Genomic DNA, 14833 nt, shown 5'->3' on the forward strand with positions numbered 1-14833 from the left:
TGCCTCACTCTCGCTTTCAACGACAGACCGTAGCCCCGCCAGCCGGGGCGCTGGAGGACGGTAAACAAAAAGCCCCGGATTTCCACGGGGCGTCGTATTGCGACGAGGGAGAGGACTATGTCGAAAACCACGAACCTGATTGGCGGGCTGCTGCTTGCCGCAAGTCTTGCCACGCCCGCAGTTGCCCAGGACGGAGCCGCCAGCTGGGCCAATGTCCAGCAATCGGGCGTGCTGCGCTGCGGGGCCGCCGTCTATCCGCCCTTCGTCAGCTTCGATCCGCTGACGGGCGAATATTCGGGCCTGTTTGCCGATCTGTGCCGGATGTATGCCGAAGACGTGCTGGGCGTGCGGGCCGATTTCGTGGACACCACCTGGGACAATATCGTCGCCGGGCTTCAGGCCAACCGCTGGGATCTGGCACTGGCACTGAACCAGACGCCGCAGCGCGCGCTGGCGGTGGGGTTCTCGGATGCCGCGATCCCCGACCAGATCTCGCTGGCCTATCGCCAGGGCAACAACAAGATCCCGGCCACCCCGGCCAGCTTTGCCGATTTCGACGTGGACGGGGTGACGGTCATCGTGACCTCGGGCACCTACATGGACCGCGCGGTGACGGACGCGGCCAAGAATGCCGAGATCCTGCGCCTGCCGTCGGGGGACGAGGCGCGGCTGGCGCTGATGTCGGGGCGCGGCGATGTGCTGGCCGATCCGGTGGATTCCAACACCGTCTATGTCGCCTCGAACGAGGACTGGGCCACGCATATCATCCCCGAGCCCGCCCTGTCCCGGCAGGGGATGGCCATGGGCGTCAATCGCTCGATGTCCTACCAGGATCTGCAGTCGCTGAACTTCTTCCTGGAAGAGCTGCGCGCAACCGGCCGGATCGACGCAATGCTGCAAGCCGCCGTCCAGCAGATCATCGACGAGAACCAGTAACCGCCTGGTTTCCTGCAACATGATCAGGGCCTTGTCGTTCCGCGGCTTTTTGCCTGCGGGACGATGGCCCGGCTTTACCGGAGCGATGAATGACCGAGATTCAGCCCCTCGTCGAGATGCGCGGCGTTCACAAGAATTACGGGACGCTTCAGGTCCTGTCGGGCATCGACCTTGAGATGCGACCCGGCGACCGGCTGGTCGTGATCGGCCCCTCGGGCGGCGGGAAATCGACCCTTCTGCGCATCATGATGGGGCTGGAGGATATCCGCCGCGGAGAAATCGACCTTCTGGGCAAGCGCTACATCACCGGGCACGAGCAATCGGGCAAGACCCGGATCGACAGCACCCTGCGCAAGCAGGTGGGGATGGTGTTCCAGCACTACACGCTGTTCCCGCATCTGACGATCATCAGCAACCTGACGCTGGCCGCGATCAAGACGCGCGGCATGTCGAAACCGGCGGCGCTGGACAAGGGGATGCAGCTTCTCACGAGGCTGGGGCTGGAAAGCAAGGCGCAAAGCTATCCCAGCCAGCTTTCCGGCGGCCAGAAGCAGCGGGTGGCCATCGCGCGGGCGCTGATGCTGGACCCGCGGCTGATGCTGTTCGACGAGGTGACATCGGCGCTGGACCCCGAGCTGGTGGCCGAGGTCGAGGCGGTGATGCTGGAACTGGCCGAACAGCAGATGCCGATGATGCTGGTCACCCATGACATGTGGTTTGCAAAGAACATCGCCAGCCGCGTCATCTTCTGCGCCGGCGGCGTCGTGGTCGAGGATGGCCCGCCCGAGCAGGTGCTGGGCGATCCGGTGAACCCGCGCACGCGCGAATTCATCGAGCGCGTCTTCCATATCAAGACATGAGGCGCGGCGATGGAGTATGAGTTCCAGTTTCATTACATCCTCCAGGCCTGGCCGGTCCTGATGGAGGGGCTGAAGGTCACGGTGCAGCTGACCGTGATCGCGAATATCATCGCGCTGACGCTGGGCTTCGTGATCGCGCTGCTGGTGCTTTCGAAATACTGGCTGCTGCGGGCGCCCTTTGCCCTGATGATCGAGCTGTTCCGCTGCACCCCGGTTCTGGTCCAGATCCTGTGGTTCTTCTACTGCGTGCCGATCCTGTTCGGGATCTATCTGGCGCCGCTGCCGATGGGCATTCTGGCGCTGGGCATCAACCTTGCCTGTTTCAACGCCGAGGCTTACCGCGCCGCCATCCAGGCGGTGCCGCGCGAACAGCTGGATGCGGGTGTGGCGTTGGGGTTTTCACCGCTGCAGCGGGTCCGCTATGTGGTGTTTCCCCATGCCTTCCGCGCCGCGCTGCCGGTCTTGATCACCAACGGCATCACGTTGTTCCAGCAATCCGCGTTGGTGGCGATCGTGGCGCTCAGCGACCTGATGTACATGGGCCGGCAGGTCGCCACCCAGAGCTATCGCCCGATCGAGACCTATACCGCCGTCGCGCTGATCTATTTCGCCATTTCCTTCCCGGTGTCGCGGGTCGCTGCGTGGGTCGAACAGCGGCTTGACGCCGCACGGGCCTGAGGAAGCCTTGCCATGACCATCGATTTCTCGTTCCTGGCCCGCTATCAGGATGCCCTGCTGATGGGGCTGGGCATGACCCTGCGCCTGACGCTGATCGCCTTTGCCCTTGGCATCGTTTGGGGCTTTGTGCTGGCGCTGCTGCGCAATTCATCCATCGCGCCGGTGCGCTGGATCGCCGCCGTCTATGTCGAGTTCTTTCGCGGCACGCCGGTGCTGATCCAGATCTTCTGGATCTTCTACTGCATGCCGATCTTTCTGGGCACCGACCTGTCGAACTTTACCGCCGCCGTGCTGTGCCTGACGCTTTACGGCGGCGCGATCATGTCCGAGACGTTCCGGGCCGGCATGAAATCCATCGGGCGCGAGCAATACGACGCCTGTCATGCGCTTGGCCTGTCCCCGTGGACGCGCGCCACCCGGATCGTGCTGCCGCAGGCCACGCTGCGCTCGGTCCCGGTGCTGCTGTCGAACGGCATCGGCATCTTCAAGGAAAGCTCGCTGGTGTCGGCCATCGGCATGATGGAGCTGATGTTCATCGGCACCACCATCTCGAACCGCACCGGCCGCCCGGTCGAGGTCTTCACCGCCGTCGCGCTGATCTATTTCGTCGTCGCCTTCCCGATGACCCGGCTGGTGACATGGCTTGAAAAGCGCATCCTGAAACGCTTTGCCATCTGATGGGCTCGATGATGTTCCAGATCGGTCGCAAATCCCAGTCATGGTATGGCGAAAGCATCGGGATCCTAATCCTGGACGCCGCCTATCCCTGGGTTCCCGGCAATGTCGGCAACGCCACCACCTATCCCTTTCCGGTGCGCTATCACCGGGTCGAGGGCGCGTCGATCGACCGGCTGCTCAATCAGGCCGACCCGGCGCTGGTGACGCCCTTCGTCGAGGGCGCGCGGAAACTGCAGGCCGAAGGCGTCAAGGCGATCACCGGCGCCTGCGGTTTCATGGCGCTGTTTCAGCGCGAGGTTGCGGCGGCGGTCGAGGTCCCGGTCTTTCTGTCGCCCCTGCTGCAGATTCCGTTCATCGCCCGGATCACCGGCCGCCCGGTCGGCGTCATCACCGCCAACGCCTCGCGCCTGACGCCGGCGCATTTTGCCGCCTGCGGTGTCGGCCCCGGCATCCCGCTGCATGTCGCCGGGATGGAAGAGCAGCCAGAGTTCCGCAGCGCCATCCTCGAGGAAAAGGGCACGCTCGACAGCACGCGGATCGAAGCCGAGGTCAGCGCCGTCGCCGCCGATCTGGTCGCGCGCCATCCCGAGATCGGGGCGGTCCTGTTGGAATGCTCGGACCTGCCGCCCTATGCACAGGCGGTCCAGGCCGTCACCGGCCGGCCGGTCTTCGATTTCAACAGCATGATCCATCATGTCGAACGCGCCTGCGTCACCCGCCGCTATCAGGGTGCGATGTAGCGCCGGTTTTCCGGGTGCTCGCCCCGGGCGCCGTCATTCCCGGCTGGCATGAGGTCAGCCCCAATCATCGCAGGCCGCCCCGGATCGCCCATGCTATCCACGGTGTCATACACACGAAGGAGCCGCGCGAGCATGAGCGCCGACATCATCCCCGGTCGGGGCCGGGGCGCCGCAGCGCCGCTTGCGCAGCCTGCTTGCACAGATCGCACCCGCCGGGCCCGGCGTGGTGAAATACGGATGACAGAAGAGGAAGAACCCATGTCGCAATCCATCGCCGCCCGCACGACCGACTTGCTGACCCGCCTTGGCGTTGAAAGCGATGCCTATACCGGCGGCACCCTGGCCAGCTTTTCGCCGGTCACCGGCGAGGAGGTTGCCCGGCTGAAGCCCCACAGCGCCGAGGATACGCGGCAGGCCATCGCCAGCGCCCGCGCCGCCTTTGAGGCGTGGCGCACCGTCCCCGCCCCGCGCCGGGGCGAGCTGGTCCGCCTGCTGGGCGAGGAGCTGCGCGCCGCCAAGGACGATCTGGGCCGGCTCGTGTCCATCGAGGCGGGCAAGATCCCGTCCGAGGGGCTGGGCGAGGTGCAGGAGATGATCGACATCTGCGATTTCGCCGTCGGCCTGTCGCGACAGCTTTACGGCCTGACCATCGCCTCGGAACGCCCCGGCCACCGGATGATGGAGACGTGGCACCCGCTGGGCGTCGTGGGCGTGATCTCGGCCTTCAACTTCCCGGTCGCGGTCTGGTCGTGGAACGCCGCGCTGGCGCTGGTCTGCGGTAATGCGGTCGTCTGGAAGCCCTCGGAAAAGACGCCGCTGACGGCGCTGGCCACCCAGGCCATCTTCGACCGCGCGCTGGCCCGTTTCGGCGACGCGCCTAAGGGCCTCAGCCAGGTGCTGATCGGCGGCCCCGACATCGGCGAGGCGCTGGTCGCCAGCCACGACGTGCCGCTGATCTCGGCGACCGGTTCGACCCGCATGGGCCGGATCGTCGGGCCCAAGGTGGCCGAGCGCTTCGGTCGCTCGATCCTGGAGCTGGGCGGCAACAATGCCGGCATCGTCTGCCCCTCGGCCGATCTCGACATGGCCCTGCGCGCGATCGCCTTTGGCGCCATGGGCACGGCAGGCCAGCGCTGCACGACGCTGCGCCGCCTGTTCGTCCACGACTCCGTCTATGATGCGCTGGTGCCGCGGCTGATCAGGGCCTACGGCTCGGTCAGCATCGGCAATCCGCTGGACAGCGGCGCGCTGGTCGGCCCGCTGGTGGACGGCCAGGCCTTTCAGGCGATGCAGGACGCGCTGCAGGCTGCAAAGGCGGCCGGCGGCACCGTCCATGGCGGCGAGCGCGTTTCGGTCGGGCCGGATACCGCCTTCTACGCCCGTCCCGCCTTGGTCGAGATGCCCGAGCAGACCGGCCCGGTGCTGGAGGAAACCTTCGCCCCGATACTCTATGTGATGAAATACAGCGATCTGGCCGAGGCGATCCGCCTGCATAACGCGGTCGGCGCGGGGCTTTCCTCGTCGATCTTCACGCTGGACCTGCGCGAGGCGGAAACCTTCGTCTCGGCGGCCGGCTCGGATTGCGGTATCGCCAATGTCAATATCGGCACCTCGGGCGCCGAGATCGGCGGGGCGTTCGGGGGCGAGAAAGAGACCGGCGGCGGGCGCGAAAGCGGCTCGGACGCGTGGAAGGGCTACATGCGCCGCCAGACCAACACGATCAACTATTCCACCCAGCTGCCGCTGGCGCAGGGCGTCGTGTTCGACATCGAATGACCGGCTGCGGGCGGCCTTTGCCGCCCGCGCCTTGGCGCTTGTGCGGGCCTCGCTGGCTCGGGGCGCAGAGCCTTTCCGACGCGATCCGCAAGCCGCTCGGGCGCGACGCGACACGGGCCGGGGTGGATCGCTTCCTGCGCGACCTGGTCGCGCTCGACCGCGGCGCGATCGTCATCGACCTGATCTACGGCCTGCCCGGGCAGACCCCGCAGGACGTGGCCGACGACGTGCGGCTCTGCGCCACACTCGGGCTCGACGGGCTCGACCTCTATTTGCTGAACCTGATCCCGGCACGCCGCTGCTGACGGCGTACAACCTCAAGGGCAAGCCGGTCGCTGGGCATCACCGGCTGCGACGCCGTCGCCTTCGTGCGTCGCAGGCTCTTCTCGGTGGAGACGCGCTCGTCGGGCTCATGTGGACTGCACCGGCGCAACTTTCGGCCGGCGACGCTCTCGCGCGACGTCCCGCGCTGCCCTCCGGTGCCCTCGGTGACAAGCCGCACAGCTCTCGCTACCCCCTTGCGGGAATGTTCCCTTGTCCGACATGGGCTTATGGCCTAAGCCGGCAGCAGGCAGCCGGGATCCCTCTCCGCCACCCATCGGGAAAAACAATCGCTTGGCAGGTTTCCTGCGCCTCGGACGGGGCCGGAGCCCCCTGCCGGGACCTCGGAGGACTGTCCGTGAAGAAAATCATCCCTGGCCTGCCGCTGGCGGTCGCCCTTGCCCTCACCCTCGGGGGCGCCCCTGCACTGGCGCAGGAAGTCCGCATTCCCCATGCCCAAGGGGAAACGGTGCTGCCGGCCGCGCCGCAGAAGATCGCGGTCTTCGACCTGCCGACGCTGGATATCGTCAACGCGCTTGGCAAATCCGATCTGGTGGTCGCGGTGCCGAAATCTGCCGACGGGCCGGCGAACTTCCCCGCGCATCTGATGGGCTTTGCCGAGGACCGCCATGCCCCGGCCGGGACCCTCTTCGAACCCGATGCCGCGGCGCTGAAAGCCCTGGCCCCCGACCTGATCGTCGTCGGCGGGCGCTCTGCCGCCCAGTTCGAGCAGATGGCCGCGATCGCGCCCACGATCGACCTCAGCGCCGGCAACGGCGACATGGTGTCGAACGTGATCGCCAGCACCGAAAACCTCGGCAGGCTGCTTGGCGCCGAGGATGCGGCGGCCGCCCGCATCGCCGCCTTCAGGGAAACCATCGCCCGGACCCACGAGCTGGGCGGCAAGGCCGGGACCGGCCTGCTGCTGTTCGGCGCCGGAGAGGGGTTCAGCGCGCAGCCCCCGGGCTCTCGCTTCGGCGGGGTCTACGACCTGACCGGGATCGAGCCCGCGATCGGCCCGTCCGAGGCCGCCCCCGGCCCCCGCCCCGAGCCCGGCACCCCCGAGGCCGCGGCCGCCCGGCAGCGCCAGCAGGAAGCGCTCGAGGCCGCGCTGGCCGCCGACCCCGACTGGATCTTCACCATCGACCGCAACGCCGCCGTGGGCAATACCGAGGTCGCGCCGCTGGCCGACCGCCTGGCCGCGGACGAACGGGTGACGGCGACCAGCGCGTGGCAGGAAGGTCGGGTGATCCATCTGGACAGCAAGGTCTGGTATCTGATGACCGGCGGCATCGACGGGATGACCGCCAGCGCCGAAGCCGCCGCGGCGGCCTTTGCGCAGGCGCAATAGGCGCTGCCCCACCACGCGGCGGGTCCTTTCCCGCCGCGTTTTGCGTTCCAACGGCCGCAGTCGCGCCTGAGCCGGGCCACGGCCGGGGGCGTCGGACAAGCCGAGACCGGCGCCGGCCGCCACGAGGTCCGCGAGCTGCTGGAAGAGACGCCGGCCGGCCTGCCGGCCGAGCTGCGCCTGGTGTTCCTGATGCGCGAGGCCGAGGGGCTGCCCGTGCCTGCCGTCGCCCGCGATCCGGGGCTGAACCCGATCACCGTGCGCACCCGCCTGTACCGCGCCCGCCGCCACCTGCGCGCCACCCCGGAAACCCGCCGGCGCGGCGGCTTCGACACGGTCTTCCCCTTCGAGGGCGCCTGCTGCGCCCGCATGGCCGACCGCGTGGTCGAGGTGCTCAAGCGGAGCGAGCGGCGGTGAAATGCGGCCCTTCGGGGCAGGGCCGACGCCGGGATGCTGCGCCGGGCGTGGGTGCTTGGCATGAGGCGGTGCGGATGGGCGGGCGTGCATCGAGAGCGGTGATCTGGATGACTGTGAACGCTGCACGCGGAGGTGCTGTCGCGCTTGCCGGGCGTGTCGGGATGCAGTCGAGCTTCACGACCGGAAGCGCCTTTTTCGTCTCTGGCGCGGGGGCGGGGCAGGGGAATCACCCAGGATGTAGCTGGTAGGACGGCTACGCTTGATGTCGGAATAACGGTTCATAAATGATGGCTCTCGCGCATAGGAAACGCTTGTAGTTCAGGCCGCGGAAAGGGATCCCGTTGGGGATCTCATCTAGATATACCTTATAATACATTGAATATAATTAATATTCTTTCCAGTCTCCAACGGTCTGCCATCACTGTCACCCATCCCAACCTTCAATGAAACGTTTTATTGACAAGCCGGTTTTGCCCGCCATAAGCTCCGGCGTGGCGGCAGTCATGGGCGCTTCGGAGGAGGGGTGCCCCAAGGATCGCGGTTGCGGGCCGCCAAGCCACCAACTGGGGAGGATGGATGATGGCTTCGGGATTTGGTCGCCTTTTGGGCGGCACTCTGCTTGCATCGCTGGTGTTCGGGGGAACGGCTTTCGCCTGCGAACTGAAGATCGGCTCTCCGGCGGTTCTGTCGGGGCCGGCTGCCCAGTGGGGCCTGGCCCTGCGCGGCGCGCTCGAGTTCGTTGCCAAGGAAACGATGGCGGAGGAGCGGCTGGTCATCGACGGCACGCCCTGCACCGTCACCCCGGTGGTCATCGATTCCAAATATACCGCCGAGGGCGCGGCCTCGGCCATGAACGCGCTGGCGGCCGAAGGCATCAAGGTGGTGGTCGGTGCCGTCGGATCGCCCGAGGTGACCGGGATGAAGCCGGTGGCCAACCGCAACCGCATGGTGGCGATGGTCAACAGCTTCGCCAAGGACGCCATCGGCCCGCAATGGCCCAACGTGTTCCACATCGGGCCCGGTCCGTCGGGCTGGGCGGCGCCGATCATCGACAAGGGGCTTGAGCTCTACGACTTCGACAAGGTGGCCATCGTCGCGCCGAACGATCAGGGCGGCACCGATATCGCCAGCGTGAATGCGCAGATCTTCACGGAAAAGGGCGTCACCGCGGTCGAGGAATATTACCAGCGGGGAACCACCAATTTCGCGCCGATCGTCACCCGCCTGCTGGCGGCCGATCCCGGCGCGGTCGATCTGGCCTCGTCGCCGGCGGGGGACGCGGGCATCATCGTCAAGCAATTGCGCCAGGCCGGGTTCACCGGGCCGATCTTCCGGCTGGGCGGGCCGGGGACCGAGGAAATCGGCCGCGTGGCCGGCGGGCTGAACGTGCTGCAGGACTTCCTGTGGTTCGAGCCGGTCGCCATGGACGACAACCTGCGCGCGCTGGAACAGAAGCATGTCGAGCTGATGGGCGGGCCGCGCCCGGAAAACAGCGACTTCTTCCGCTGGGTCTATGCGGCGCGGATGATGATCAAGGCGGTGCAGGCGGCGCAGACCGTGGACGATTCCGAAAAGATCGCCGAGGCGATGCGCGCGCTGCCGGTTGATGACGAGCATATCGGCGCCGGTCACTGGATCGGCGAGAGCTTCTTCGGGATCAACCAGGAGCTGTCCTATCCCTTTGCCATCGGCGTGATCCAGGGCGGCGAGCAAAAGGATTTCATCCGCGCTGAAGCTGTCAGCGAAGGCTGACGGATCCGGGAGGAACCATGGAAGGCTTCATTGCAACGGGGCTGATCGGCATCAGCCTGGGGTCTCAATACACCCTGCTCGCGCTTGGGTTCACGCTGATCTTCGGCATCCTCGGGGTGGTGAACTTCGCGCATGGCGGCTTTTACGTGATGGGCGGCTATGTCGCCTATTACTGCACCGCCATGCTAGGCCTGTCCTACCCGGTGGCGCTGCTGATCGCGGTGGGCAGCACCGCGGCGCTGGGATGGCTGTTCGAGACGCTGATCCTCGAGCGCGTGATCGAGGATCACCAGGCCACGCTGATGGTCACGATGGGGTTCTACCTTGTCATGGCCACCGCGATCCTGATGATCTTCGGGGCTGAATCACCCGAGTTCTCTTTCCCCATCGCGGGGGTCTGGCGGGCGGGCGGCGTCTATTTCCCTTACGCGAACATGGTCGTGCTGGGGGTCTGCCTTGCTGCAATCGTCTTGGTCTACTGGCTGGTCTACCGCACCAATCTCGGCCGCGCCATGCGCGCCATGGCCGAGGATCGCGCGGTGGCCAGCGCGCTGGGGATGCGGACGAAAGTGCTGTTCCCCTTTGCCTTCGCGCTGGCGACCGGGCTTGCCGGGCTGACCGGGGCGCTGGTGACCCCGATCCTGGCGCTGGCGCCGCATGTCGGCGACCCGGTGCTGGCGTTCTCGTTCCTGACGGTGATCCTGGGCGGCCTTGGCAGCGTGACCGGGGCCACCGTCGCCGCCTTTATCGTCGGCCTCGTGGAAGCCTATGCCGCCGTCTATCTGGGCGGCTCCAAGGGGGCGCTGACGCTGTTCGTCCTGGTGCTGATCATCCTGGTGATCCGGCCGCAGGGCCTGCTGGGCAAGGAGGTCCGTCGCGCATGACCACCGCCGCAGCAACGATTTCGGGCTATCTGAAACAGAAGGCGCCGTTCTTCGGCAGCCATGAATGGATCACGCTGGGGCTGGTTCTGCTGGCCTTTGCCATCCCGGCGCTGACCACCAACCCGCAGGCCCTGTCCCAGGCCAATCTGATCCTGATCGCCGCCACGGCCGCGCTGGGGGTCTACATCATGCTGCGGCTGGACCTGATGAGCTTTGCCGTCCCCTCGTTCATGGCGATCGGCGGCTATACGGTGGCGGTCCTGTCGCTGCGGCTGGGGGTGACGGATGTGGTCGTGCTGGGGCTGGCGGCCTTTCTGGTGCCGGCGCTTTGCGCGGTTCCGCTGGGCTGGCTGATCCTGCGGCTCAAGGGCGTCTATTTCGTGCTGGTCACCTTTGTCCTCACCGAGATCGTGCAGCTGCTGCTGTTCGAGGCGGCGCCGCTGACCGGCGGCTCGAACGGTCTGGTGGGGATGCCTGCGGTCCGCTTCTTCGGCTTCGAGCTGTGGGACAATTCGCATGTGCTGCTGACCACGACCGGGCTGGCCTTTGCCGGCTTTCTCGTCACCGCCATCTTCACGCGGCGGTTCCGCTACGAATTCGCGGCCATCGAAAAGAACGACGTCCTGGCCGAAAGCCTGGGGCTGGCCTGCTGGAAATACAAGGCCATGGCGTTCGCGGTCGCGGCGGGGGTGTCCGGGCTTGCGGGGTTTGCGCTGGTCAACATGCTGATGACGGCGCATCCGACCTCTTTCGCGCCCATGTCCTCGGTCAACTACATCACCTACACGATCGTGGGCGGCAAGGGCTCGATCCTGGGCACGCTGGTCGGGGCGATCCTGCTGGTCTCGGCCACCGACTACTTCGCGCTGCGCGGCGAGCTGTCGCCGGGGCTGTTCGGGCTGCTGATCATCGTCGTGACCCTGCTGGCCCGCGGCGGCGTGATCGGCACCGTGACGACGCTGATCGGGTCGCTGCGCGCCAGGGGAAGCCGCTGGGTGGGGAATGGCCCCGCCCGCAAGGCGCCGAAGGGGGATATCCGATGACCGCGGTTCCCCAGCTTCCGGCCGAGGCGCTTTACGCCGAGCGGATGTCCAAGTCCTTCGGCGGGCTGAAGGTCTTTCACGATGTCAGCTTCACCCTGCAGCCCGGCGGGCTTCTGGGGGTGATCGGGCCCAACGGCGCCGGCAAGACCACGATGATCAACATCATCTCGGGCCGGCTGGCCGCCAGCTCGGGGCAGGTGCGGCTGGGCGAGACCCGGATCGACGGCCGCCCGGTCTATGACAATGCCGGCCGCGGTCTGGTGCGCAGCTTTCAGCAGACCGCCACCTTCAGCGGCCATAGCGTCAGCGACAACCTGCGCTCGGCCGTGCGCTTTGCCCGCAGGGATCTGTCAGTGCTGGAGCGGCTGGCGCCGCTGCTGGAGCAGTTCGGCCTGGTCGAGAACTGGGACCGCCACGCCGAGGTGCTGCCCTACGGGCTGCAAAAGATGCTGGGGCTGACCATGGCGCTGGCGACGCAGCCCCGGATCCTGCTGCTGGACGAGCCGGCGGCGGGGCTCGAGAAATCCGAGCGCAGCAACATCGACGCCTATGTCGGTTTCGCGCAGCGCGAGTTCGGCTGCGGCGTGCTGCTGGTCGAACACGACATGGAGCTGATCCGCCGCCTGTGCCCCGAGGTCATCGTGCTGGACGGCGGCAGGTTGATCGCCACCGGCCCTCCGGACGAGGTGCTGAACCGCAAGGACGTGATCGACGCCTATCTGGGCGGCGGCGACGAGGAGGACGGCGATGCTGAGCATTGAGGATCTTCATGTCGCCTATGGCGGCACCCGGGCGGTCGACGGGGTGACGCTGCAGGTCGAGGCGGGCCAGACCGTGCTGCTGATCGGCGCGAACGGGGCCGGCAAGTCCAGCCTGATCAATTCGGTAATCGGGCTGGTGCGCCATTCCCGCGGTCGCATCCGCTTTGACGGGCGCGACGTCTCCGCCATGTCCAGCGATGCCCGGGCCAGGGCGGGAATCGGCTATTCCCCCGAGGGCCGGCGGGTCTTCGCCTCGATGTCGGTCAAGGACAATGTGCTGGCCGGGGCCGCGCGGCTGTCGGCGCGCGAACAGGCGGCCCGCTGGGACCGGATGGTCGCCAGCTTCCGCTTTCTGGGCGAACGCCAGTCGCAGCCGGCCGGAGAGCTGAGCGGGGGCCAGCAGCAGCTGGTCGCCATCGCCCGCGCCATGGGCGGCGTGCCCCGGCTTCTGCTGCTCGACGAGCCGTTCCTGGGGCTGGCGCCGGTCTGGATCCAGCAGATCTCGGCCGCCGTGCGGCAGATGCAGGACGAGGGGATCGCGGTGCTGATGACCGAGCAGATGGCCCGGCCGGCGCTGAAGATCGCCCATTACGGACATGTCATGCGCTCGGGGCAGATCCGCCGCTCGGGGCTGACGTCAGAGATCAGGGGGGCGGCGCTGGCAGAGGAATACCTCTGATCCCCGCCCGCCCCGCAAAGGAGACGATGTTTTGACAAATACCGCACCGCTCGCCGGTCTGACCATTCTGGAACTGGGACACTCGGTGGCCGGCCCCTATGCCGGGCTGATCCTGGCCGAGCTGGGGGCCAGGGTGATCAAGGTCGAGAACCCGGAGACGGGCGATTACGCCCGCGGCTGGGGCCCGCCCTTCCTGGACGACGACGCCACCGCCTTCCACGCCCTCAACCGCGGCAAGGAAAGCGTCACGCTGGATTTCTCGGACCCCGAGCAGCTTGGGCTGCTGCGCCGGCTGATCGCCCGGGCGGATGCGGTGATCCAGAACCTGCGCCCCGGACTGCTGGGCAAGTTCGGCATCGACGTGGCGGAAGTGCGGGCAGAGCACCCCGAGCTGATCTGGTGCGACATCGGCGCGTTCGGCAAGTCGGGGCCGCTGGCGGCCAAGCCGGGCTACGATCCGCTGGCGCAGGCCTCGTCCGGGATCATGTCGGTGACCGGCGAGGCGGACCGGCCGCCGGTGCGGGTCGGGGTGTCGCTGGTCGACATGGGCTCGGGGATGTGGACGGTAATCGGCCTGCTCGCCGCGCTGGTCGAGCGGCAGAAGACCGGGCAGGGGGCGCATGTCGCGACCTCGCTTTTCGAGACGGGGCTGGCCTGGATGACCATCCCGCTGGCCGCCCATGCCGTCTCGGGCGAGGTGCGCAAGCCGCATGGCTCGGGGCTGGCCGAGATCGTGCCCTATCAGGCGTTCGAGGCCGCCGATGGCCAGGTGATGATCGCCGCCGGCAACGACCGGCTGTTCGCCCGCCTGTGCGAAGCGATCCCCGGCCTTGCCGGGCTGGGCGCGGATGAGCGTTTCCGGCAGAACCGCGGCCGGGTGATGCTGCGCGACGAGCTGATCCCGCAGATCGAGGCGGCGATCGGGCGGCTGCGCGTGGCCGAGGTCGCGGCGCTGCTTGACGCCGCGCAGGTGCCGAACTGCCCGCTTCTGCGCGTCGATCAGGTCTGGACCCATCCCCAGACCGAGGCGGTCGGCATCCTGACCCCGGCGGGCGGTCACCGTTGGGTGGGGCTGCCCTTTTCCATCGACGACCATCGCCCGTCCTCGGGCGGGGTGGCGCCGCGGCTTGGCGCGCAGGACCAGACAATCCGGCAGGAATTGCAATGACACACGCATATGAAACCCTTCTGGTCGAACGCGTCGACGACCATGTTCTGCTGTTGACGCTGAACCGGCCCGCGGCTGCCAATGCGATGAACACCCGCATGGGCGAAGAGCTGATGGACCTGTTCGAGCGCTTTCAGCTGGACAGCGACGGGGTGCGCGCCATCGTGGTGACTGGGGCCGGCGACAAGACATTCTGCGCCGGCGGCGACCTGAAAGAGCGCAACGGCATGAGCGATGCGCAATGGCTGCGCCAGCACGCCATGTTCGAGCGTATGCTGCGCGCCATCATCGCCTGCCCGATCCCGGTGATCGGCGCGATCAACGGCGCGGCCTATGGCGGCGGCTGCGAGATCGCGGCGGCGCTGGATTTCGCCTATGCCGCGGACAACGCCCGCTTTGCGCTGACCGAGGTCACGCTGGGGATCATGCCGGGCGCCGGGGGTACCCAGAACCTGCCCCGCGCCATGGGCGAGCGGCGCGCCAAGGAGGTGATCCTGACCGGGCTGCCGTTCACGGCCGCCGAAGCCTGCGACTGGGGGCTGGTCAACCGCGTCCTGCCGCAGGCGGAACTGCTGGAGGCGGCGCTGGCCATTGCGCGCCGCATCGCCGGCAATGCGCCGATCTCGGTGCGGCAGGCCAAGCAGTCGATCAGCCGCGGGATGCAGATGTCGCTGGCCGACGGGCTCGCCTTCGAGATCGAGTGCTACAACCGCATGGTCAGCACCGAGGACCGGCTGGAGGGCATCCGCGCCTTCAACGAAAAGCGCAAGCCGCAGTTCCGGGGGGTCTGAG

General features: G+C 67.4%; 16 protein-coding genes. All 16 read left to right on the forward strand.

The annotated features are described in order from the left end of the window. Window positions 1–117: 117 nt before the first annotated feature. The 16 genes from RSP45_RS14780 (at window position 118) to RSP45_RS14855 (ending at window position 14832) form a co-directional block, all read left to right on the forward strand. On the forward strand, window positions 118–936 hold the full coding sequence (locus RSP45_RS14780; RefSeq protein ID WP_415392503.1) for a substrate-binding periplasmic protein: 819 nt from the start codon (window positions 118–120) through the stop codon (window positions 934–936). 89 nt (window positions 937–1025) lie between these two features. Beyond that, window positions 1026–1796 (forward strand): amino acid ABC transporter ATP-binding protein, encoded by a 771-nt coding sequence (locus RSP45_RS14785; protein ID WP_415392504.1) that lies wholly within the window; start codon window positions 1026–1028, stop codon window positions 1794–1796. Between the two features lie 9 nt (window positions 1797–1805). Then, window positions 1806–2474, forward strand: coding sequence for an amino acid ABC transporter permease (locus RSP45_RS14790; protein ID WP_073063849.1), 669 nt, complete (start codon window positions 1806–1808; stop codon window positions 2472–2474). 12 nt (window positions 2475–2486) lie between these two features. Further along, window positions 2487–3152 (forward strand): amino acid ABC transporter permease, encoded by a 666-nt coding sequence (locus RSP45_RS14795; RefSeq protein ID WP_415392505.1) that lies wholly within the window; start codon window positions 2487–2489, stop codon window positions 3150–3152. After that, window positions 3152–3892, forward strand: coding sequence for an aspartate/glutamate racemase family protein (locus tag RSP45_RS14800; RefSeq protein ID WP_415392506.1), 741 nt, complete (start codon window positions 3152–3154; stop codon window positions 3890–3892). The genes RSP45_RS14795 and RSP45_RS14800 overlap by 1 nt, the downstream gene beginning before the upstream one ends. Before the next feature lie 258 nt (window positions 3893–4150). Then, window positions 4151–5668: an aldehyde dehydrogenase family protein gene (locus RSP45_RS14805; protein ID WP_415392507.1), complete on the forward strand. Its 1518-nt coding sequence runs from the start codon at window positions 4151–4153 to the stop codon at window positions 5666–5668. Next, entirely contained in the window at window positions 5665–5973 is a 309-nt protein-coding gene (locus RSP45_RS14810; RefSeq protein ID WP_415392508.1) for a hypothetical protein, read from the forward strand. The genes RSP45_RS14805 and RSP45_RS14810 overlap by 4 nt, the downstream gene beginning before the upstream one ends. A 374-nt stretch (window positions 5974–6347) precedes the next feature. Continuing rightward, window positions 6348–7340 carry an ABC transporter substrate-binding protein gene (locus tag RSP45_RS14815; RefSeq protein ID WP_415392509.1) on the forward strand — a complete coding sequence of 331 codons (993 nt, stop codon included), beginning with the start codon at window positions 6348–6350 and terminating at the stop codon, window positions 7338–7340. 189 nt (window positions 7341–7529) lie between these two features. After that, window positions 7530–7754, forward strand: a complete 225-nt coding sequence (locus tag RSP45_RS14820) for a hypothetical protein (protein WP_415394084.1) — start codon at window positions 7530–7532, stop codon at window positions 7752–7754. Window positions 7755–8330: 576 nt separating this feature from the next. Further along, window positions 8331–9506, forward strand: coding sequence for an ABC transporter substrate-binding protein (locus tag RSP45_RS14825; RefSeq protein ID WP_415392510.1), 1176 nt, complete (start codon window positions 8331–8333; stop codon window positions 9504–9506). A gap of 17 nt (window positions 9507–9523) precedes the next feature. Beyond that, complete coding sequence (locus RSP45_RS14830) at window positions 9524–10390, forward strand: branched-chain amino acid ABC transporter permease (RefSeq protein ID WP_415392511.1); 867 nt, start codon at window positions 9524–9526, stop codon at window positions 10388–10390. Next, complete coding sequence (locus RSP45_RS14835; protein ID WP_415392512.1) at window positions 10387–11433, forward strand: branched-chain amino acid ABC transporter permease; 1047 nt, start codon at window positions 10387–10389, stop codon at window positions 11431–11433. Before RSP45_RS14830 ends, RSP45_RS14835 begins: the two co-directional genes overlap by 4 nt. After that, window positions 11430–12194: an ABC transporter ATP-binding protein gene (locus RSP45_RS14840; protein ID WP_415392513.1), complete on the forward strand. Its 765-nt coding sequence runs from the start codon at window positions 11430–11432 to the stop codon at window positions 12192–12194. The genes RSP45_RS14835 and RSP45_RS14840 overlap by 4 nt, the downstream gene beginning before the upstream one ends. Continuing rightward, window positions 12181–12873, forward strand: a complete 693-nt coding sequence (locus tag RSP45_RS14845) for an ABC transporter ATP-binding protein (protein ID WP_415392514.1) — start codon at window positions 12181–12183, stop codon at window positions 12871–12873. The genes RSP45_RS14840 and RSP45_RS14845 overlap by 14 nt, the downstream gene beginning before the upstream one ends. Before the next feature lie 31 nt (window positions 12874–12904). Then, a complete protein-coding gene (locus RSP45_RS14850) occupies window positions 12905–14041 on the forward strand; it encodes a CaiB/BaiF CoA transferase family protein (protein ID WP_415392515.1) in 1137 nt (378 codons plus the stop codon). After that, the gene (locus RSP45_RS14855) at window positions 14038–14832 is read left to right on the forward strand and encodes an enoyl-CoA hydratase-related protein (protein WP_415392516.1); all 795 of its coding nucleotides are present in this window, start codon (window positions 14038–14040) and stop codon (window positions 14830–14832) included. Before RSP45_RS14850 ends, RSP45_RS14855 begins: the two co-directional genes overlap by 4 nt. The last annotated feature ends 1 nt before the right edge of the window (window position 14833 follow it).

Origin of the sequence: Paracoccus sp. SJTW-4 (assembly GCF_047716885.1) — a bacterium.
GTDB classification, from domain to species: Bacteria; Pseudomonadota; Alphaproteobacteria; order Rhodobacterales; family Rhodobacteraceae; genus Paracoccus; species Paracoccus solventivorans.

Bases quoted from the DNA above. Each gene is read 5' to 3' on its own strand.
- RSP45_RS14780 (WP_415392503.1), top strand. From the start codon at position 118: ATGTCGAAAACCACGAACCTGATTGGCGGGCTGCTGCTTGCCGCAAGT.
- RSP45_RS14785 (WP_415392504.1), top strand. From the start codon at position 1,026: ATGACCGAGATTCAGCCCCTCGTCGAGATGCGCGGCGTTCACAAGAAT.
- RSP45_RS14790 (WP_073063849.1), top strand. From the start codon at position 1,806: ATGGAGTATGAGTTCCAGTTTCATTACATCCTCCAGGCCTGGCCGGTC.
- RSP45_RS14795 (WP_415392505.1), top strand. From the start codon at position 2,487: ATGACCATCGATTTCTCGTTCCTGGCCCGCTATCAGGATGCCCTGCTG.
- RSP45_RS14800 (WP_415392506.1), top strand. From the start codon at position 3,152: ATGGGCTCGATGATGTTCCAGATCGGTCGCAAATCCCAGTCATGGTAT.
- RSP45_RS14805 (WP_415392507.1), top strand. From the start codon at position 4,151: ATGTCGCAATCCATCGCCGCCCGCACGACCGACTTGCTGACCCGCCTT.
- RSP45_RS14810 (WP_415392508.1), top strand. From the start codon at position 5,665: ATGACCGGCTGCGGGCGGCCTTTGCCGCCCGCGCCTTGGCGCTTGTGC.
- RSP45_RS14820 (WP_415394084.1), top strand. From the start codon at position 7,530: ATGCGCGAGGCCGAGGGGCTGCCCGTGCCTGCCGTCGCCCGCGATCCG.
- RSP45_RS14825 (WP_415392510.1), top strand. From the start codon at position 8,331: ATGATGGCTTCGGGATTTGGTCGCCTTTTGGGCGGCACTCTGCTTGCA.
- RSP45_RS14830 (WP_415392511.1), top strand. From the start codon at position 9,524: ATGGAAGGCTTCATTGCAACGGGGCTGATCGGCATCAGCCTGGGGTCT.
- RSP45_RS14835 (WP_415392512.1), top strand. From the start codon at position 10,387: ATGACCACCGCCGCAGCAACGATTTCGGGCTATCTGAAACAGAAGGCG.
- RSP45_RS14840 (WP_415392513.1), top strand. From the start codon at position 11,430: ATGACCGCGGTTCCCCAGCTTCCGGCCGAGGCGCTTTACGCCGAGCGG.
- RSP45_RS14845 (WP_415392514.1), top strand. From the start codon at position 12,181: ATGCTGAGCATTGAGGATCTTCATGTCGCCTATGGCGGCACCCGGGCG.
- RSP45_RS14855 (WP_415392516.1), top strand. From the start codon at position 14,038: ATGACACACGCATATGAAACCCTTCTGGTCGAACGCGTCGACGACCAT.